At 64.2% G+C, this 18,639-nt stretch carries 18 protein-coding genes; 3 read left to right on the forward strand and 15 right to left on the reverse strand.

Going from position 1 to position 18,639, the window contains the following annotated elements; genetic code table 11:
• Nucleotides 1–4: 4 nt before the first annotated feature.
• Genes ACQR3T_RS15665 through ACQR3T_RS15675 form a run of 3 tightly spaced genes read right to left on the reverse strand, consistent with a single transcriptional unit; the run spans nucleotide 5 to nucleotide 2,780 of the window.
• On the reverse strand, nucleotides 5–1,018 hold the full coding sequence (locus ACQR3T_RS15665) for a substrate-binding domain-containing protein (protein ID WP_428694038.1): 1,014 nt from the start codon (nucleotides 1,016–1,018) through the stop codon (nucleotides 5–7).
• A complete protein-coding gene (locus ACQR3T_RS15670; protein ID WP_428694039.1) occupies nucleotides 1,015–1,911 on the reverse strand; it encodes a carbohydrate kinase family protein in 897 nt (298 codons plus the stop codon). Before ACQR3T_RS15670 ends, ACQR3T_RS15665 begins: the two co-directional genes overlap by 4 nt.
• 2 nt (nucleotides 1,912–1,913) lie before the next feature.
• Nucleotides 1,914–2,780 (reverse strand): BtpA/SgcQ family protein, encoded by an 867-nt coding sequence (locus tag ACQR3T_RS15675; protein ID WP_428694040.1) that lies wholly within the window; start codon nucleotides 2,778–2,780, stop codon nucleotides 1,914–1,916.
• 201 nt (nucleotides 2,781–2,981) lie between these two features.
• On the opposite strand from ACQR3T_RS15675, the gene ACQR3T_RS15680 reads away from it, so the two are divergent.
• On the forward strand, nucleotides 2,982–4,007 hold the full coding sequence (locus ACQR3T_RS15680; RefSeq protein ID WP_428694041.1) for a LacI family DNA-binding transcriptional regulator: 1,026 nt from the start codon (nucleotides 2,982–2,984) through the stop codon (nucleotides 4,005–4,007).
• Here the strand turns inward: ACQR3T_RS15680 and ACQR3T_RS15685 are convergent.
• The 11 genes from ACQR3T_RS15685 to ACQR3T_RS15735 all read right to left on the reverse strand — a co-directional run bounded on the left by ACQR3T_RS15685 (nucleotide 3,968) and on the right by ACQR3T_RS15735 (nucleotide 14,077).
• Nucleotides 3,968–5,065, reverse strand: a complete 1,098-nt coding sequence (locus tag ACQR3T_RS15685; protein WP_428694042.1) for a M20 family metallopeptidase — start codon at nucleotides 5,063–5,065, stop codon at nucleotides 3,968–3,970. The genes ACQR3T_RS15680 and ACQR3T_RS15685 overlap by 40 nt on opposite strands.
• Nucleotides 5,055–5,768: an alpha/beta fold hydrolase gene (locus ACQR3T_RS15690; RefSeq protein ID WP_428694043.1), complete on the reverse strand. Its 714-nt coding sequence runs from the start codon at nucleotides 5,766–5,768 to the stop codon at nucleotides 5,055–5,057. Before ACQR3T_RS15690 ends, ACQR3T_RS15685 begins: the two co-directional genes overlap by 11 nt.
• Nucleotides 5,768–5,917: a hypothetical protein gene (locus ACQR3T_RS15695; RefSeq protein WP_428694044.1), complete on the reverse strand. Its 150-nt coding sequence runs from the start codon at nucleotides 5,915–5,917 to the stop codon at nucleotides 5,768–5,770. The genes ACQR3T_RS15690 and ACQR3T_RS15695 overlap by 1 nt, the downstream gene beginning before the upstream one ends.
• A complete protein-coding gene (locus tag ACQR3T_RS15700) occupies nucleotides 5,911–7,122 on the reverse strand; it encodes a lipase family protein (protein ID WP_428694045.1) in 1,212 nt (403 codons plus the stop codon). The genes ACQR3T_RS15695 and ACQR3T_RS15700 overlap by 7 nt, the downstream gene beginning before the upstream one ends.
• Nucleotides 7,123–7,184: 62 nt before the next feature.
• A complete protein-coding gene (locus ACQR3T_RS15705; RefSeq protein ID WP_428694046.1) occupies nucleotides 7,185–8,051 on the reverse strand; it encodes a hypothetical protein in 867 nt (288 codons plus the stop codon).
• A 38-nt stretch (nucleotides 8,052–8,089) separates the two neighbouring features.
• On the reverse strand, nucleotides 8,090–9,868 hold the full coding sequence (locus ACQR3T_RS15710; protein ID WP_428694047.1) for an FAD-dependent monooxygenase: 1,779 nt from the start codon (nucleotides 9,866–9,868) through the stop codon (nucleotides 8,090–8,092).
• The gene (locus ACQR3T_RS15715; protein WP_428694048.1) at nucleotides 9,865–10,791 is read right to left on the reverse strand and encodes a fumarylacetoacetate hydrolase family protein; all 927 of its coding nucleotides are present in this window, start codon (nucleotides 10,789–10,791) and stop codon (nucleotides 9,865–9,867) included. Before ACQR3T_RS15715 ends, ACQR3T_RS15710 begins: the two co-directional genes overlap by 4 nt.
• 15 nt (nucleotides 10,792–10,806) lie before the next feature.
• Complete coding sequence (locus tag ACQR3T_RS15720; RefSeq protein WP_428694049.1) at nucleotides 10,807–11,442, reverse strand: VOC family protein; 636 nt, start codon at nucleotides 11,440–11,442, stop codon at nucleotides 10,807–10,809.
• A gap of 131 nt (nucleotides 11,443–11,573) precedes the next feature.
• The gene (locus tag ACQR3T_RS15725) at nucleotides 11,574–12,290 is read right to left on the reverse strand and encodes a TetR family transcriptional regulator (protein WP_428694050.1); all 717 of its coding nucleotides are present in this window, start codon (nucleotides 12,288–12,290) and stop codon (nucleotides 11,574–11,576) included.
• Between the two features lie 12 nt (nucleotides 12,291–12,302).
• Nucleotides 12,303–13,088 carry an SDR family NAD(P)-dependent oxidoreductase gene (locus tag ACQR3T_RS15730; RefSeq protein ID WP_428694051.1) on the reverse strand — a complete coding sequence of 262 codons (786 nt, stop codon included), beginning with the start codon at nucleotides 13,086–13,088 and terminating at the stop codon, nucleotides 12,303–12,305.
• Nucleotides 13,085–14,077, reverse strand: coding sequence for an SDR family oxidoreductase (locus ACQR3T_RS15735; protein ID WP_428694052.1), 993 nt, complete (start codon nucleotides 14,075–14,077; stop codon nucleotides 13,085–13,087). Before ACQR3T_RS15735 ends, ACQR3T_RS15730 begins: the two co-directional genes overlap by 4 nt.
• Before the next feature lie 120 nt (nucleotides 14,078–14,197).
• Between ACQR3T_RS15735 and ACQR3T_RS15740 the strand changes: the two genes are divergently transcribed.
• Nucleotides 14,198–14,827 carry a TetR/AcrR family transcriptional regulator gene (locus ACQR3T_RS15740; RefSeq protein ID WP_428694053.1) on the forward strand — a complete coding sequence of 210 codons (630 nt, stop codon included), beginning with the start codon at nucleotides 14,198–14,200 and terminating at the stop codon, nucleotides 14,825–14,827.
• Between the two features lie 238 nt (nucleotides 14,828–15,065).
• Entirely contained in the window at nucleotides 15,066–17,429 is a 2,364-nt protein-coding gene (locus ACQR3T_RS15745; protein WP_428694054.1) for a transketolase-like TK C-terminal-containing protein, read from the forward strand.
• A gap of 389 nt (nucleotides 17,430–17,818) precedes the next feature.
• Here the strand turns inward: ACQR3T_RS15745 and ACQR3T_RS15750 are convergent, their stop codons facing one another.
• Nucleotides 17,819–18,487 (reverse strand): TetR/AcrR family transcriptional regulator, encoded by a 669-nt coding sequence (locus ACQR3T_RS15750; RefSeq protein WP_032377619.1) that lies wholly within the window; start codon nucleotides 18,485–18,487, stop codon nucleotides 17,819–17,821.
• Nucleotides 18,488–18,639: the final 152 nt, after the last annotated feature.

Below are 18,639 nucleotides of genomic sequence, written 5' to 3' on the forward strand. Positions count from 1 at the left end.
GGCCCTACTTCTCCAGGTAGTACATGTAGTCGCCCACGTTGGCGGGGGTGACGATCTGCGTGGGGACCGGGATGTCCGCAGGTGCGGTGCGTCCGCAGCCGAGGTCGATGGCGGCATTCATTGCTTCGTAACCGAACTCGAAGGTGTTCTGCTGCACGACGCCTTCGAGCCAGCCGGCCTGCAGTGCCGAGACTGCCTGATCCGACAGGTCCCAGCCGACGGCCTTGATGCGGTCCTGTGCGCTCTGGCTGTTTACTGCGGCAACCAGCCCGATGAGTGCCGGTTCACCGGTGGCATAGACGTACTCCATGTCCGGGTTGCCGGTGAGCAGATTCTCCGCGGCGGTCTGCGCGTTCTCCTGGATGTTGCGACCGTCGACAACGGTTCCGACGGTCATGCCTGCAGCGGAGACGGTGTCGGTGAATCCCTTCTGACGCTCGAGCTGGATGGTGCTGTTGAGCGCACCGACGATGCCGACGGTCCCGGTGTTGTTCGCGAGTTCGGTGAGGGTGTTGCCGATCTGAGCGCCACCCTCGGCGTTCGCGGTGCCGACCTGGGTGGAGACGCCCGGGGCGTCGACGGTGGCGTCGACGGCGACCACCGGGATACCGGCTGCGGCGGCCTTGGCGACGGATGGCTTGATGCCGTCGGTGTCGATGGCGTCGACGATGATGGCGTCGACACCGGAGGCGATGAGGTTGTCGAACGCGTTGGCCTGCGTGACGGAGTCATCGTTTCCGCTGATGATCTGGAGATCGACGCCGGCTTCGTCGGCCACCTTCTGGGCGGCGTTGTTGATCTGGTTGAAGAACAGTGCCTGCAGGTTGATCGTGACCAGACCGACCTTCAGGCTGCCGTTCTTGCCGTCGCACGTGTCGGCGACTCGGGACGGATCCGGGATGGACGACGCGGATGCGTCGGTGCCGCCCGCCGTGTCGGTGGTGGAGGCGGAATCGCACGAGGTGAGACCGAGGGCGAGTGCTGCGCCGAGGACGAGGGGAAGTGCGCGTTTGATCATCGGATCTCCTGAAGATCGACAGTAGCGAGGGTGGCGGTGAATTCGTTGAGTTCGGTGATGCTGGGGCATCCGCGTGGTCCGGCCGTCGCGCAGGCGAGAGCTGCCGAAGCTCCGGCGAGTCGGGCTGCGCGAGCGGGAGGTTCGCCTGCGTCGACGAAGGCGATGTAGGTGCCGCAGAAGCAGTCTCCGGCGCCGACGGCATCGACGACGTCGACCGATACTGCGGGTTCGGTGATCGTCTCACCCGAGGGTGTCACCAGGGTCCATCCGTGTTCGCCGTCGGTGACGACGAGGTGGGTGTCGTGCTGGGCGGTCAGCATCGACCACCGTTCGGCATCGATGCCGAAGTTGTTCTGCCACAGACTGCGTCCGACGATGACGTGATCGGCGAGGGCAAAAGCGCGCAGTGCGGCGTCGAGATCGTCGCAGCCGTCGAGGTCGATGGCCAGGCTGACGTTGTCGGGTAGTTCGGGTGGGAGCATCTCTGCTCGGTAGCCGTCGACGAACAGTCGTCCGCCATCGATGGAAAGGGTGTCGAGGACGGTCGCCAGTCGTTGTGCGTCGTTGGCGTCGTCTTGGCTGATGATAGAGCGGTCGCCCCCGTCGGCGATGAGAACGACTGCGGTAGAGAGGAATGCGTCACGCGGTGCCCAGCTGGTGTCGACTCCGTCGTGCTCGAGCCCGGCGAGAAACTCGGTGGATCGGGCGTCGGGGCCCACTGCGCCAGCGAAGGCTACGCGGGCACCCATACGGGCTGCGGCTACCGCGGCGTTTGCGTTCATGCCGCCGTCGATCGAGTCGATGGCCGTTGCCTGCACTCGCTCGCCCAGGACAGGAACATGCGGAACATGCACCGTCACATCGATGTTGGCGTAACCGAAGAAGACGATCATCGCTATTTCCCTGCCGCGCGGGCCACGGCGCGAACCTTCTCGCCTGCGACGCGTCCCCACCAACGAGCGTTCTCCTTCACCGAGGAGGCGATGATGGCACCGTCGCATTCCTTCATGAGGTCGCCCACGTTGGCGGCGGTGATGCCGGAGCCGATGATGACCGGGAGCGTCGTGTTGTTCTTGATCACCGAGACCTCGTCGACCGAGGCGGCATCTCCGGTTCGTGAGCCGGTGGCGATGAGGACGTCGGCGTCGAAGAACTCGGCATCCTCGGTCTGCTCGGCAATGGTGCGGTCCGCGACGATGGCATGCGCGCCATGCTTGACGTGCACGTCGGCGAAGATCTTGACCGGATCGGCACCGATGCGGTGACGGAAGCGGGTGGTCTTGGCGGCCTGGCCCTCGATGAATCCCTCATTGGCGATGTAGGCGTTGGCCCACTGGTTGACGCGTACGAAGGTCGCGCCTGCGGCCCAGGCTGCGGCCACACCGCATTCGCCGGCATTGGACAGGATGCTCACGCCGACGCGGTTGCCGAAGTCGCCGACGACGCAGGCCGTGACGACGCCCATGCTGGCCGCGGTTTCGTAGCCGTGTTCACCCGGCTTGAGGAACGGTATGTCCCAATGGTTCTCGACGATGACACCGTCGAAGCCGTTGTCGATGTACGCGTGTGCCTCGGCCAGGGCGAATGCCGAGATCTCGGAGACGGGTTGACCCTTGTAATGCGGGCTGCCGGGTAGAGCGGGCAGGTGAATGGCACCGATGAGCGCCGGTGCCGAGGTGAAGATCTCGGCCAGAGCCGACGGCTTGGTCGGGAAGACTCCCAGCGATTGCTCGGGGTGCTGGTCCGACAGGGACGTACTCACGTAGGGAACTCCTCGGGTGATCGTCGGGCGAGGCGATGTAATCGATTACCTCGCATGTATGCACCGTAAGGGATCGACACCCATTCGTGTCAAGGAATTCCGGAGTCGTTTATGTAAACGATTACCTCTACTGTGTAAACAGCAACGCAAGCGACTGCGCGGTTCGATAACCTCGGGTCCTCACGTGAGAGTAGGAGTTGGATGCGTAAAGCAACCATTCGCGACGTTGCCGAGCGCGCAGGTGTCTCGACGGCCACGGTGTCTCGAGCACTGTCGGGCTCACGTCCGGTCTCGGAGGACATTGCTGCCACCATCCGGCAGGCGGCCGAGGATCTGGGATATTCGGGCAACATCATTGCCAGTTCGCTGCGACGCAACAGAACGGACACGGTCGGCATGGTGGTGCCGAGCATCGCCAACCCCTTCTTCACCTCGCTCGTCGTCAACGTCGAGCACGTGCTGTCACAGCGTGGCCTGCAACTCTTCCTGTGCGACTCCCGATCCGATCCGGAGGTCGAAGCGCAGAGGTTGCGTAGCTTGGTCTCGCGTCAGGTCGACGGCATCATCATCAGCCCGTGCCACGGGGAGCGGTCCGCAGAGGCAGTGCGCACCACGGCCCGCGCCATTCCTGTCGTTCAACTCGACCGTTTCGCGCTCGAAACCCACACCGACTGGGTCGGCGTCGACGACGATGCTGCGCAGGCGCTGGTCATGGATCATCTTGCTGCGCTGGGTGTTCGGAGTGCAGCCTTCATCAGTTCCGAGCTCACCAACTCGTCGACCGAGCTACGTCGGGCCGGCTTCTTCCGTCACGCGCAGAGAGTGGGAATCGAGACGCGAGAGGAGTGGACGCTGCTGGGCGACTACTCGATCGACTGGGGACGTGAGTCATCACGGTCGATGCTCGGAGCATCTTCACGTCCCGACGCGGTGGTGTGTGCAGACGATCTGATTGCACTCGGCGTGCTGCAGAGTTGCCAGGCGCTGGGCTTGTCGGTTCCCGCTGATGTCATGGTGACCGGGTTCGACGACATTCCGTTCTCGGCGTTGAGCAATCCACCTCTGACGACCGTCCGGCAGCCGCAGGAACGCATCGCAGCGGAGGCCACTCGGCTGTTGGATAAGGCGATGAACAGCGACGAGACGGGTACTGCGCACATCGCTCTGCAGCCGGAGTTGGTGGTCCGTCAGTCGACGGTAGGCCAGGCGCGCGTCACTGCGGTGTAGGCGGTGATGGCGGCGTCGAGTTCCTCGAGTGCGACGGTTTCGTCGGCGGCATGCATCAGGGCCGGCGTCCCCGGTCCCCACACCACGATCGGCGCACCGGGAGCCGCCGCGGCGATGATGGATGCGTCGGTGAAGTACGTGACCGGTTCTGGCGCAACGGATTGCGGCAGCTCGTCGATCCACCTGTTGCCGCCGGGCGTCCGCACACCGGGCAGGTCGATTCGCGCCTCGACACGGTCGACCTCGGGTTGATCGCGCCACCACGACAGCAGTGTCGAGCCGTCACCGACGGTGCGATGATCGACGACGACGTGTGCGGTGTCGGGAACGATGTTGGGGGCCGATCCGCCGTCGATCATCCCGACGTTGAACGTCTCTGCGCCCAGGAACGCATCCGTCGACAACGGGAGTTCGTCGCGAGCCCGTGCCAGGACGTCGACGAGCTTCATAATTGCGCTCTCGCCCCGCTGCGGTGTACTGCCATGTGCAGCAATACCTTTGGTTGTGACATCGACCCACAAGGCACCGCGATGGCCCAGATGTACCTGGTTTCCTGTCGCCTCGGGCACCACCACCGCACCCACCGAACATTCGGCCACGGCGTGACGAGCGGCAAGTGCGCCGAGCGATCCGATTTCCTCGTCGCTGGTGAGCAACAGCGCTGCGGGAACACCGTTTTCGAAGGCCTCGAGCACGGCCGCCGTGGCGGCCACCAGGCCGGCCTTCATGTCGGACGTACCTCGGCCACGCAACACGCCGTTCTCGATATCGGCGGCGAACGGGTCGAACTGCCAGTTCGAGAGATCGCCCGCCGGAACGGTATCGACGTGGCAGGCGAACATCAGCCTCGCCGCCGTTGGAGGCGCATCGTTGGTGATCAACAGCCACGGGTGCGGGCCGTCGCGATCTCCCTCGACCGCGATGCCGGTCGAGCGTGCCGAGAGTACGGAGACGACGGCGTCCATGGAGGAACGCTGAGGCACCGGGTCTCCGGACAAGGTGCGTTGCGTGACCAGCTCAGCGAGCAGGCCTGCGGCAGTGGTGCGGTCAAGTGCCATGGGGAGCACTCAACCGCATCACCGCGGCGGCAGCGGCATCGGGGGCCTTCGTCGGAATCCAATGCGAGATGCCGGGCAGCACTGTCAGCGTGTACGCAGCATCGACATACCTCTGGGTGGTGTCGATGGCAGCACGGCCGATGAAGGTGTCGCCGTCACTCCACACCATCGAGGTCGGCACGGTGATGCGCAGTCGACCGATGCCCGGGCTCGAGAACGGCAGTCCGCGGTACCAGGTGACGGCGAAGGGCAGCGCGCCGTAGTCGACGATGTCCGTCTTCGTGCGTTCGAGGTCCTCTTCGCTCATGCCGCTTGCCCTGTACCACTTTTCGGCTCTCTCGCCGGGCCGCATCATCCACTTCTCGGGAAGTATCGGCAACTGGAAGAACGCGAAGTACCAGGAGTGCAGTATCTGCTTCGAGTTGAAGAAGCCGGTCATGAACGCACCGGGGTGGGGAACCGAGAATGCCGTCAGCGACAACACCAGGTCGGGTCGTCGGCCTGCGGTGACCCACGCGATGTTCGCTCCCCAGTCGTGCCCTGCCAGATGTACCGGAGTCCCGATCCTGTCGATGAGAGCGACGACATCGCCCACCAGTGCTCCGACACGATAGTCGCGACGCCGCGTCGGCCGGGCGCGCGGTGAGTATCCGCGCTGATCCGGTGCGACAGTCCGGAAACCGGCATCGTTCAGGATCGCCATCACCGCGGACCACGACGACGCTCGCTCGGGAAACCGTGCAGCAGCAACACAACCGGGCCGTCCAGCGGTCCCTGATCGATGACGTCGAACACCAGACCGTCGTGGGTGTACTCGGTGATTCGCTCCACCGTGGAGCCGCTCGTCAGCATGTGCTGGGTACCGACTGGCCGGCGAACACGGCGGCCAGGAATTGCATGGCCGCCTCGTCGCTGACGTCGTGACCTTGCTCGGGCTGTTCCTGCGCTACGACCGAATCGCCTAGGGCACATGCCCTTTCGACTCCTTCGGCAGTCCACTGGGGTAACACGATATCGTCCTTCGCGCCGTAGGCCACGAACATCGGCACCTCACTCCTCACTTGCGGCAATGTGTAGCGTCCGACGACGTCGAGGAGCTTCTGCTCCGATTCTGCCGAGTCGGCGGCGAACTCGTCCGGCGTCATCGCCTGGACTGCCCGAGCCTTACCTTCTGTGTCTCCGCCCTGGCAGGTGAGCAGCAGCTCGTTGTTGGCCTCGGCGACGCTACCGCTGTAGTCCTTCGGATCGACGGCGGGGTCCACTTGCTGTGCGCCGTAGAGCAAGTACGGCAACAGTTCCTTCTGCGGTGTGGTGAGAGTTCCGTCCATGCCGGATCGAACGAGGGGCGTCAGGTCGGTCGGTGGTGAGAGCGATACCGATCCGACGAGGTCGAGTCCCTGGCCGTACGAGGCAGCGAGTTCGTTTGCAGCCCAAGCTGCTTGGCCACCCTGCGAAAGGCCGACTGCGGCCCAGCGTGCGGACGTCTCGGGCAGCGCATTGTGGACTGCGCGGGCGGCGTCGATCATGTTGTTGCCGGTGGTTCGCGGTTCCAAGTACGGGTGCGTTCCACCGCCGGTGCCCAGGCCCTGGTAGTCGGGGAGCACAGTGACGTACCCGAGTGCGGTGAAGTCCTGCACCGCGAATTGGTACCCGATCAGATCGGGATACAGGGTAGGTCCGCAGTCGGCCTGCACGCCGGTGGTGCCGTGCCCGTAGACGACGATCGGCCAGCCGCCGGCGGGTGCGGTGCCTGCCGGAACGGCCGCTACGCCGGACACCGCCGTCGGGGAACCGTCGACCCCCGACGTCGACTCGTACACGAAGCGATACAGCGTTGCGCCTGTGTTCGAGAGTTCGGCGGATCGCTCACCGAAGTCCTCGTATTCGAGAACAGTGCCCGGCACGCCCGTCAGGTCGTACTGCGGGGCCTGGGTGGCGGTGGTGGTCGTAGGTTCGCCGAGCGTGGTGTCGGGGTCGTTGGCGGGGCCACACCCCGCTGTCGCTGCTACCGCGAGGCAGCAGACGACAGCGGACATCGAACGGGAAAAGGAGAGCACACGGCGTGTCTACCAGAAAGGAGCCTCGTTCGGCCGATGCCTGGGGTTTCACATCACCGCCCTTACCGAAATTCAGACAGAATTTCCTCCGACGCCTGACGCGGCGCGTAGCCGTCGGGAATGACCCGGTGACATCCGTCGAGTTCGACGGTCAAATTTCGGATGTTCGACGGCCAGGCAGCCACATATGTCGTCGTCGCCGTCCGCGTTGCCGAGATGGAGCAAGGCCCGGCGGGTGGCAAGTCCTCGATCGATATCCCGATCTCGTCGGTGACACCGACGTTGACCGTGCCGTCGAACAGGCAGTACGTGTAGCCGATGGTCAGACCGGCGGCTGGATCAGTACCCACGACTGGGTCCGAGTAATGGGGAGAGCAGCTCGACACTCGCAATCGGTCATAGCTGATCACTGCTACGTCGTGATCGAATTCGGCAACCATATCGAGCTTCCGGATTTCGGCGACAGCGCTGGAATTCGGCATCCCGCACTCTCCAATGGGCAGAGTCGGTTCCACCGCGCGTCCGCGATCGTCGACCAGCCAGATCTGCGACGGTTCGACGACGCTGTACGTCGGGCAGGGACTCCAACTCAGCGAGCTCTCGGACGGTGCATTCAGGAGGCGGACCACCTCGGCGAGATCGCCTTCGTATCTGTGCTCGCGGTACGGCACGGTGTTGGGCTCGACCTCCTCGTCTGCCTGGTCGCAGACGATTGCGGCAACTGGAACGAAGCCGTCAGGGACCGTCCCTGGGTTGGGGCGAGGGAACTTCGGTCGCGGCTCATCGATGTGTGGGCCACGGTCACACCGAAACGCCTCTGCGGAACCGATTTCGGCGACTGGGCGTGCGGGTCCAAGCGAGGTCGGTGAGCCGCAGGTGACTGCAGTGATCGCGACGAGCAGCGCTCCCACCGGCCATCTCCAGGTCATGGGCTCACGCTAGTCGGCGATTTTGCATCGTGTCTGTGTCAGGTGAAGTAACTACCCCATTGCCGCTGGAAGAAGTCGGCGAGCTTCGCACCCGAGCTCGCAGCCGAATCGGCGGTACGCCAGGCAACATGGCCGTCGGGTCGGACGAGAATCGCTCCAGCCTCACCCACCTCGTACAGCGATGTCAGCTCGTTTCGATCGACGCCGACGGGTGCGTCCACCCCGACGAGCGCGATGCCGGGGCGTATGCCACCGAGCTCCTTCAGGACCGGTGCCCAATCGGAGCCGGCAAAGGTGAACAGCGACAGCATGTTCGGGTCCAACACCTCGTGCGGCGACACGAGGCGACCGTCGACGCACAGGAGGGCATGCGGCATCCGCGCACCGGGGTAGGTGGTGGGCACGTAGTCGACGACGTCCTCTACGGGCTTTGCCGACGCGTCCTGGGCAATCAGTGCGCTGTCGTAGAGATAGCCGAACTGCAGACCGGTGGAGACGAAATGCTCCACCTGCAGCGGAATCGCCGCTGCGATCTCGGCGCGCAGTTGCGCCGATCCCGTGACGTCCGGGCGCAGGCTTCGTGATCGCCTCATCTGCTGACGAGTTGCCGCCGCCGCGACGGGCGCGATCAGTCGGCCGGGAATCTTGTTCAGTGGCACCCGCCCCATGGCCTGAGTTGCCTTGGCGAGCATGGCGTTGGTGATTCCCACCCGCTTGCCGATGTCGTCCATGCGGAAATGGTTGGCGACGCTCTGCTCCGCGAATTTCTCCACCACCGGCCGACGCTCGGTGTCGTAGGTGTCCAGCAGTGCCGGAGCGGCTGCGCCGGAGAGGACGGCGTCCAGTTTCCACGCCAGGTTGTGGGCATCCTGCACTCCGGAATTGAGCCCGAAGCCGCCCGTGTGCGGAAAGCGGTGGGCGGCATCGCCCAGCAACAGCAGACGATCGCGGCGGAAGCTGTCGGCAGTCTGTGAGGTCATCACCCACGTTCCGGTCGATTCGAGCTCGAAGTCGTTTGTGCCCAACACCTTCGGCAGTGTCTTATCCCAGAACCGGCGACCGTCTCTGGCGATCTCTTGCTCGGGATGCAGATAGGCGGTCATCAGAATGTAGCGGTGGTCCGCGTGCGAGATGAGCACTCCGCACAGGTCCGGGGTGTAGATCCAACTCAGCAGCGGCCGCGCGTCGTCCGGAAACAGTGTCGTCGAGGTGAAGAACGCACTGCCCATATTGGCGAGCACGGGACCCGTCAGCGAGATGCCGGCCGCATCACGGGTGGCGCTGTTCGCACCGTCGCAGGCTAGGACGTACGGCGCACGTACCTCGGAGACGTCGCCCGTCACGGTTCGGAAGGCGACGCGCGCGTCACTGGAATTCGATTCGACCGATTCCACGGTCACTCCGCGGCGGAATTCGATCAGAGGTTCACCGTCGACTGCGGCCCACAGCGCGGGCATCAGAATGTGCTGGCCGATGTGCGAAACCATGTAGGGGCTCTGGCTTTCCACAACGGCTTTGCGTTCGGGATCTGACAGTAGGTCGATCGAGCCGATGGCCCCATCGGCCAGGCCGCCGTACCAGCTGATCAAGTTGACCTGTTCGTGTGGAGGCGACATCGCTGCTATCGACTCGGCCAACTCGGTGCTGTACTCGTTCCAGATTTCCAATGTTCGAGCATTGATGACGTGCGCCGCCGGATGGAACAGCGGGCTGGTTCGACGTTCGAGCAGCACCGTGCGAATGCCCCTGCGCGCCAGCAGAAGCGCCGCAGTGGTGCCGGCCGGGCCGGCACCGATGATGACGATCGGGCTGCTCATCGGACGACGGTTTCCTGGGTCCCCAGATCTATCGATCCGTCCGGCGTGCGGATGGTGGCAGTGACCACGTCGTCGACCGAGAGGTACTTCGGGTTCTTGGCCTGGCGCGCGAAGAAGAACTTCCATTTCAGCGCCGGCGGAACGAGCTCGCCGATCTTCTGGACTACCTTGGGCGGGGCCGAGATTGCGGTCCCGATCGGCGTCCCGGTCAGCAAGACGTCGCCTGCGGTCATGTTCTGAAAACGCGCCAGCCTGCTGAAGGCCTCGGCGGGAGGGGTGATGAGATCATCCCCGATGGTCTGGTCCTGGCGAATTTCGCCGTTGACCGCCAACGTCATTCGTAGCTCCGGCAGTCGACGCAGTTCGTCGTTGTCGAGCAGAACCAACCGAGGACCCAGTGGGGTGAAGGTGGGATACGACTTGCTCTCGTACACCTGCACTTTCGTCAGCTGGATTTCGCGAGCCGAGACGTCGTTGGCGACGACGAACCCCGCAACGTACGACGCGAGGTTGTCGTCGGTCACGGTCGTCCCGATGGGAATGTCGGCACCGACCACCACACCCAGTTCGATCTCGTAGTCGAGCAGAGCGACCTCCGGCGGTTGCCGGATGGGGTCGTTCGGTCCACTGATCGACGCGGAGGACTTGCGGAAGAACGTCGGCTGCAGGGTGTTCGGATCTGCACCGGTGTCGATCGCGTGCGAACGGTAGTTGAGCAACTGCGCCACCACCCGGCACGGTGCGGTGATGGGCGAGATCAGCTCGAGCTCGGAGACGTTCGTCCCGGTCCCCGACGCGGCGTCGACGGCCGTACGATCGGCCAGTAGTTCACCGGTGGTCTGGGCGGCAGTGTCGATCCGAACAGCCTGGTCGCCGTCGAGACGCCACCAGTTGTCCGCAGTTCGAATGATGTTGACAGACATACTTTTCGATCCCCCCTACAGAGTCTTCGGTGTGATGGTCTTCTTGTTGGCGATCACCGGCCGGCCCGGCCTGGTTCCGGCTTCACGCCGGCGTAGCTCCTCGTGGGTCGCTCCGTTGCGCAGCCTGCTGAGGAGGTAGTCGGGGTCGATGTTGACGCCGATGGGATTGCGCGCGAATTCCTCGGTGAAGAAGAAGGCTGCGGTGTTCTCCGGGTCGAAGTTCTCCACCTGGAACTCGAGCCGAACACCGTCGGGGTCCTCGTAGTAGAGCGAGATCGTGGGTCCGTGGTTGATGGACCACACCGGAAGGATGCCCTGGCGCTTGAGTCGGACGTAGTTCTCCAGCAGTCGTTCGAGCGAGACGAAGGTCAGTGCGATGTGGTCGATGCCGTAGGCCTTGCGCCGCAGCTTGGCGAAGGGGAACAGGAACTTCACCGGCTTGGGCACGGCGATGATCGCGAGCCGATGCGACTCGTCGTCCCAGGTCAAGAACGTGATCTCGTTGTCCTGGTAGGCGATTTCTGCGCCGAACACCGTGCCGTACCAGCGCACCATCTCGTCGGTGCGAGCGGATTTGACGACCCAGTGCGCGATGTAGTCGGGCGCGATCCGTGGCGTTGTGACTGTCGGTGCATCTTCCGTTGCGCTCATGAATCGACCTTTCGTCGTGATCGCGGATTGTGATCCAGATTAAGCACAGTTTGACTGTCAGTCAATAATTTGACCGACAGTCAGTGCCACCACCCACACCTCAGCCGTGTGTGGGGAACAGAAGGGTGGGATCAGGCGGGTGGGATCAGGAGGTGAACACGCCCGACGAGCGTCAGCGCGGTGTCGCTGTCAGCTCCGTCGAATACTGCGGTGTGGATGCCGCGCATAGCCCCGGTGAGTAGTCGGGCTGCGGCGGACAGGTCGGTGGCGGCGTCGATCTGACCTGCTTCGGCGGCGGAGCGAAGCAGTTCGGTGATGGCGGCAACGAAGCTGTCGTGCCAATGCTCGGCCGTACCTTCCGATTTCGGGACTCCGAGATTACGGAACAGCACGTGCGTGCGCGGTGTTTCGTAGATGCTCTCCGCGGCGATTCGGAGAAATGTCTGCAGTTGCTGCAGTGGGGTTTCCGGCCAGGTGGCGTCCGTCGATCGCTCGTGGATTCGTTCGATCAACACGGCGGCGGCATCGTCCACTGCGGCTTGGAAGAGTTCACGCTTGGTCGGGAAATGGTGGAACGCTGTTCGTGGTGCGAGACCGCATCGGGCAGCAACACTTTCGATCGTGATGTCCGCGTAGTCGGCGTGTCTGAGCAATTCTTGCGTGGCCTCGACCAATCGTGCCGGTGCGGGTCCGGGGTCCTCTGTCGTCGACGAACCAGCCCAGCGATACAGCGTGGTGATGTGGATGCCCAGCGATTCCGCGACGGCCGTTGGGCTTTCCGAGCCCCCGAACGCCCGCGCCACTGCTTCGCGGCGATCGGCGAGTGTGAACCGGGAGACTCTGGCCATGATCGTGACAGTCTAGTGGAGCATTCGCGCGAGGACCGGCAGTAGGACTTGTGCGGGGACGATACCTGCCGCCGCTGCTTGGACCGTGTTGCGGCGTCCCGAAATCACGTGTGGGCGAGATCTTTTGGCATCGAGTGCGTGCATGGCGGTCACGACGACGCCGGCGGGTGTCTGGTAGGTACCCGCGGCTGTGGCCGCGTCGCCGATGACGTCGAAGAATTCGGTGTGGGTGGGGCCGGGGTTGAGTGCGAACACCCTGACTCCGTGTTTGGCTGATTCGTACCACAGCGACTGGCTGAAGCTCAGTACGAACGCTTTGGCGGCCGCATACACCGCGAGAGTCGGAACAGGTTGGAACGCCGTCGTGCTGGCGACATTGACGATGGTGCCGGCTCGGCGGGCGATCATGTCGGGAAGGAATGCCGAGCAGATGTCCACCACGGCTCTGATGTCGACGGCGACGAGACGCTCGAAGTCGTCGGCGTCGCCGTCGGCGAACGGTCCTTGGACGGCAAATCCCGCGTTGTTGACGACGAGGTCGATGCGCTCGGGGACCATGTCACGTAACTTTCGGCCGCTCGCCACCTCGGACAGGTCCCATGGCACCGTTCGGCAACGCACACCGTGGGTCGATTCGAGTTCGCCTGCCAGTTCCGCCAGTCGGTCTTCTCGTCGTGCGACGAGGACCAGATCGGACCCACGGCCGGCCAGCGCTCGTGCGAACTCGGCACCGATTCCGGAACTCGCGCCTGTCACAAGTGAGCGGCCCGGCCGATAGCGAGAAGCGCTGCGGCTCATCGTTCGGAGTCCGCAGGTATGCGTCCGAGTTCCGCGCTGGAGCGTCGGGCGAACTCCTCGTACGGGGTGGGTGCGTGTCCGAGCAGAGCAGGCAGCGTGGTCAGGTCTCCTGCCGGCAGGCCGTGCCCGTCGTAGTGGGTCATCATCGTGCGATAGGCCTCACGTGCGTCGTCCGGCCAGTTCTTCATGTCGCGAGGGTTCGACGCGGCCTGTGCACCGCGAACGAGGTGCCCGATCGAGTTCAGTTTCGTCGATCGCACTGCATGTCCGACGACCGAGGCGAGCGAAGGGAGCACGTGCAGTGAGTTCGTCAGGGACGACGGTGAGATCCGAATGGCGGTCACAGGATGGCCCAACACGCGTGACCAGATCTGTGCCATCTGGTGACGGGTGAGTTCGACCGCCGACAGGTCGTAGGTGCGACCGGTGTGCGGTGACGGGTCGATCAGCACGTTCGCCGCGGCCTCGGCGACGTCGGCAAGATCGACGACGCCCATGACGCTGTCCGGCGAGACCGGGTACGGCATGACTCCGGCCTGCAGAAATTCCCACACTTCGAGGTAGTTCTGCATGTAGTGCGACGGCCTGAGCACTGTGGTGGGGATTCCGCTGTCACGCAACAGCCCCTCGGCGATGTCTTTCTGACGATGGTGCGTCAGCTGATGCAGGCTCGGATGGATGACGGAGTGAAACACGATGTGCTGCAGTCCCTTTGCCGGTCCGGATGCGATCAGATGTTCGATGATCGGTCTTTCGTCTATGACCTGGGTCGGTGCCGCGTGATAGAGCACGTCGGCCCCGGCCAGGGCGGTATCGAGCGTTGTGGGCGAACGTAGATCGCCCACCACGACCTCGGTTGCTCCGTCCCGGCGAGTGGTCGTGGCCTGGCTCTCGTTCTTCACGACCGCGCGAACGGGCACGTTCTGGGTGGCCAGTTGTCGCACGAGCAGTCGTCCGACTCCGCCCGCAGCGCTGGTGACAGTGATCATCGGACCTCCTTGGCGAGTGAGCACGGCTGACACCGGCTCGTTTGCGAATATTGCATATCAACTGCACATAACGCAAGGGGTGGAAGAAAGGCGGGACTCGATCTGCATTACTCTCGAACGGTGCCTTCGAATGACGTCGACGATGCAGAGCAGTCACGCCGCGCTCGCCCGCGTCGCGACCGGCGTCAGGCGTTGATCGACGCCGCGATCGAGTTGATCGCCGAAGGTGCCAGTGCAGACATCAGCGCGGCGGCGATCTCGCGCAGAGCCGGTGTGGCACACGGGTTGCTCTTCTACTACTTCACCGACAAGCAGGGTCTGGTGGAGGCCGCTCTGGCCGACGTCCTCGGCAAGTTGTCCGATGCGCAGGACCCGCAGCCCGAGGAGCAGACCGTCCGGACGCGGCTCGAGGGTTTCGTCCGACGACACATCGAATTCTTGCGGGATCACCGTGCGCTCTATGTGCGGGTGGTGCGCGAGGAGGAATTCGGCCAGGCCGGTGTCGAGAGCGCACTCCGACAGGCTCGCGCCGAGGGAGAGCGGCAGGTTGCAGCCCTGGCCGAGCTCCAGGATCCGTTGCCGCCGCTGGTCGGTGCTGCGATTTCCGGGTGGACCGGATTTCTCGACCGAACAGCTGACGCTTTCTTCGACAACCCGGACGTCGACCTGGACGAATTGGTTGCGTTGATCGTCGACGCGTTCGAGGTGGTCACCAATTCTGCGACTCGACGAAGCAAACCACCTCGGTGATCAGGGCGACCAGAAACCGTGGCCGCTTACCTGCGAAACTGCGCAGAATGCTCAAACTGATCGACTTCTATTGCGCAGCCGGTCAGGCTCTGGTCGACTGACGCCGGTTGCATCACCGACGCGACTGATTCGGCGCTTCGTAATCCGAACGCTTGCCTCAGGGAAGGGCGGGACCCCATCCGGTCCCGTCTCTCTCATTCGATGCAATCTTTCGTCGCCTATTTCAGGAGTGTCCGCCATGACCAGTCTCAGTCCGACCACCGGCAATTCGACCGACGGGGATTCGGCCGGCGGTGGGCGCGAGACGCTGCACGACGTTTCCGAGCGGGTGCTGTGGCTGTCGACATCGATGATTCACCACGCCAACCGAATCCGGCCCAATCCGACGGGGCTCAAGGTGGGCGGTCACCAGGCTTCGTGCGCGTCGCTGGTCACCATCATGACCTCGCTGTGGTTCGAGCAGCTCCGCGCAGGCGATCGGGTGTCGGTCAAGCCGCACGCCTCGCCGGTGCTGCACGCCATCAACTACCTTCTCGGTGAGCTCGACGAGAAATACCTGACCACGCTGCGTTCGTACGGCGGTCTGCAGTCCTACCCCTCGCGCGCCAAGGATCCCGATACCGTCGACTACTCGACCGGGTCGGTGGGTATCGGTGCGACGGCACCTATTTGGGGTGCGATGTCGCGTCGTTTCGTCGACTCGGCCTTCGGCGAAGCGTCCAGCGCGACGCGTCCGTTCCAAGGACGGCAGTACTCCCTCGTCGGAGATGCCGAGCTCGACGAGGGGGCCGTCTGGGAGGCCGTCATCGACCCCGGCATCGGTGAGCTGGGCGAGATCGTCTGGATCGTCGACCTCAATCGTCAGTCGCTCGACCGAGTGGTGCCGAACATTGCCGCGCGTCGCCTCGAGAAGATGTTCGACGCCGCAGGATGGCAGGTCATCACCGTCAGGTTCGGGCGGTTGCTCGAGAATCTCTTCGCCCGCACCGGCGGGGACGCTCTGCGTCGACGCATCCTCGACATGCCCAATCCCGAGTACCAGCGGTTGTTGCGTTGCTCGGCGTCCGAGTTGCGAGATCGGCTGCCCGGCAACGGGTCCGATGCCGCGGCGATCACCGATCTCATCGGCGACCTCGACGACGTGATGCTCACCGAGTCGATTCGCAATCTCGGTGGCCACGATCTAGACGCGCTGCGCGAGGCCTACGCGCAGATCGACGACACCCGTCCCACGGTCATCATCGCCTACACCGTCAAAGGCTTCGGGCTTCCCACTCAGGGGCATCCCCAGAACCATTCCTCTCTGTTGACGATCGATGAATATGCTTCACTCGCGGAGACTCTCGGCACGGATGCCGGTTCGCCCTGGGGCCGCTTCGACGACGCCGGTGCCGCCGGGCGTTTGTGCACCGAGGTCGCGGAACGTCTGCGCCGCGAGCCGGTCTCCATCAGCCGGCCGCCCGCAGTTCCCACCGACATCGGCCGTACTCCCAAGGGCACGGCAACGACGCAGGCCGCGCTCGGCCGCACCCTGATCGACCTCACGCGTGAGGCACCCGATGCGGCTCGACGCGTCGTCACGGTCAGCCCCGATGTCAGTTCGACCACCAACCTCGGTGGCTGGGTCAACAAGGTCGGTGTCTGGTCTTCGGCCGAACGCCACGATTGGTTCGGTGACGACGCCGAGACGATCATGCATTGGCGCGAGGGACCCACCGGTCAACACATGGAACTCGGTATCGCAGAGACCAATTTGGTCGGTCTGATGGGCGAACTGGGCGCGACGTGGAGCCGGTGGGGTGAGCCGTTGTTCCCGATCGGGGTGATGTACGACCCGTTCGTCGAACGTGCCCTCGAACCGTGGTCGTACGGCATCTACGCCGGCGGCCAATCCATCCTCGTCGGCACACCGTCCGGGGTGACCCTGGCCGCGGAAGGTGGTGCGCATCAATCGATCAAGACTCCGTCGATCGGTCTGGAGCAGCCGGGGTGCATCTCCTACGAACCCGCCTTCGCTATCGACGTGGAGTGGACATTGCTCGCCAGTATCGCCAAGCTGGGCCGCCCCGACGGCACGTCGGCGTACCTGCGCCTGTCGACCCGGCCGGTCGATCAGACGTTGGCCGACGTGCCCAGCGATCCGGCGGCCCGCGAACGCAGGCGCAAGCAGGTGGTGGCCGGTGGCTACCCCCTCGTTCGACGCGACGGTGCCTCCGTCACGATCGCGGCGATGGGTGCTCTCATGCCCGAAGCCCTGAATGCCGCAGCACGTTTGGAGCAGATAGGAATTCTGGCGGACGTATTGTGCATCACGAGCCCCGGCCAGCTCTATCGTGCCGTCCAAGCGCGGCAGGGGCATGGCGACGCCGAATCGTGGATCCTCGATCAGCTCCTGCCGGCCGATCGGGCGACGCCGATGGTGACGGTGCTCGACGGCCATCCGCACACCCTGGCGTTCCTGGCCAATGTGAACCGCGTGGCGTCGACGTCGTTGGGCGTCAGCAATTTCGGTCAGGTGGGTTCTCTGGACGAGGTGTACAAGCACCATCGGATCGATACCGATTCGATCGTCGGCGCTGCCTTGGATGTCACCGGTCAGTGATCAACCCGGCCCCTCCCACCCGCAGGCTTCGCAGAAGGCGTATATGCGGCTCCTGATGGGTCCCCGGTTCGGTGAATCTACGACGTTCTCGCCCAATGTGATTCGATCGCAGAGTGGGCAGACGCCCCGGTATTCGAGGTTGAAGCTATAGGTGAGCACTCGGACTCGATCCTGTACGTCGAATGCCGCAGTCGGGCGTCGCCCGGCGGAGCAGCATGTGTCCTCGGCGCGAAGGTCGGCCGAGGTTCGAGTCGCTGGTTGCCCACGGTGTGACCGGAGGGCCAGCCGTCTACTGCCGCTGCATCGTGAGCGACCTTGTCCGTCATCAGCGACAGTAGACCCCGAGCCCCGGTAGCGTCGAGGGAAGATGCCGGACCGATTCCGACCGACTAGTCGAGCGGCTGGGCCGTGGGGTCGATAGCTGCGTGTACTCCACCGCTGTAGGACGTCGGAAGTGCTCGGCTGCAGAGTGTTTCGGCTTCGTCGGCGGAGATTCCGAGTGCCCGGAGGACCCGTCGCGTCGTGTCGTCCACGGTGGTCGCCTCGTCCCGCTCGGGTTGGGCGAGCAATAGGCGTCCGAGTGACAGCAGAGAACCGGCCACGATTGCGAGTGCAACATCTGCATCGCCCACATCGAATCGTCCCTCGGCGGCCGCCGACTCGATGTCGCGGCGTGATCGCGGTGCCAGGCCCCCCGCTGCCGCGAAGGCTGCGGCCTCGGAGTTCAGCAGGACGCGACTGAGTTGCGGCTCGAGGCGGAAGAGACGTCCGGACAATCGAAACGACTGGGTGAATTTCTCGACTGAGTCGTCCAGGCCGAGGGTGAGCGAGTCGAGGTAGTCTCCGGCGGATTCGAGGGCCGAGTCGATGGCTGCCTGCCACAACTCTTCCTTGGTCTCGAAGTAGTTGTAGAAGGATCCGTTGCTCACGTCGGCGGCTTGGGTGATCTCCAGAACTGGTGCGTTGGTGTTACCGCTGGCCAGGAAACCTTGCGCGGCCTTGACAAGGGCGGCTCTGGTGCGCGCCTTACGGCGCTCCACACGGTTGCCTTCGGCCACGGTCTGCTCCTGCTCGACGAGTTCGTGAGGTCAGCCTATCGCGAACCAATGATGACGAATTCGTCAAAAAGCTTGACTGGCGACCGCATCATGGGTGACGATATCGTCATTAATCGAGTGGGCGAGCAACGCCGTACGCCTCCACAGCGGCA

It is taken from the genome of Rhodococcus sp. IEGM1428, assembly GCF_050321865.1.
Lineage (GTDB): Bacteria > Actinomycetota > Actinomycetes > Mycobacteriales > Mycobacteriaceae > Rhodococcoides.

Bases quoted from the DNA above. Each gene is read 5' to 3' on its own strand.
- ACQR3T_RS15685 (WP_428694042.1), bottom strand. From the start codon at position 5,065: ATGGCACTTGACCGCACCACTGCCGCAGGCCTGCTCGCTGAGCTGGTC.
- ACQR3T_RS15680 (WP_428694041.1), top strand. From the start codon at position 2,982: ATGCGTAAAGCAACCATTCGCGACGTTGCCGAGCGCGCAGGTGTCTCG.
- ACQR3T_RS15725 (WP_428694050.1), bottom strand. From the start codon at position 12,290: ATGGCCAGAGTCTCCCGGTTCACACTCGCCGATCGCCGCGAAGCAGTG.
- ACQR3T_RS15735 (WP_428694052.1), bottom strand. From the start codon at position 14,077: ATGATCACTGTCACCAGCGCTGCGGGCGGAGTCGGACGACTGCTCGTG.
- ACQR3T_RS15670 (WP_428694039.1), bottom strand. From the start codon at position 1,911: ATGATCGTCTTCTTCGGTTACGCCAACATCGATGTGACGGTGCATGTT.
- ACQR3T_RS15730 (WP_428694051.1), bottom strand. From the start codon at position 13,088: ATGAGCCGCAGCGCTTCTCGCTATCGGCCGGGCCGCTCACTTGTGACA.
- ACQR3T_RS15705 (WP_428694046.1), bottom strand. From the start codon at position 8,051: ATGACCTGGAGATGGCCGGTGGGAGCGCTGCTCGTCGCGATCACTGCA.
- ACQR3T_RS15690 (WP_428694043.1), bottom strand. From the start codon at position 5,768: ATGGCGATCCTGAACGATGCCGGTTTCCGGACTGTCGCACCGGATCAG.
- ACQR3T_RS15695 (WP_428694044.1), bottom strand. From the start codon at position 5,917: ATGCTGACGAGCGGCTCCACGGTGGAGCGAATCACCGAGTACACCCAC.
- ACQR3T_RS15715 (WP_428694048.1), bottom strand. From the start codon at position 10,791: ATGTCTGTCAACATCATTCGAACTGCGGACAACTGGTGGCGTCTCGAC.
- ACQR3T_RS15665 (WP_428694038.1), bottom strand. From the start codon at position 1,018: ATGATCAAACGCGCACTTCCCCTCGTCCTCGGCGCAGCACTCGCCCTC.
- ACQR3T_RS15745 (WP_428694054.1), top strand. From the start codon at position 15,066: ATGACCAGTCTCAGTCCGACCACCGGCAATTCGACCGACGGGGATTCG.
- ACQR3T_RS15720 (WP_428694049.1), bottom strand. From the start codon at position 11,442: ATGAGCGCAACGGAAGATGCACCGACAGTCACAACGCCACGGATCGCG.
- ACQR3T_RS15710 (WP_428694047.1), bottom strand. From the start codon at position 9,868: ATGAGCAGCCCGATCGTCATCATCGGTGCCGGCCCGGCCGGCACCACT.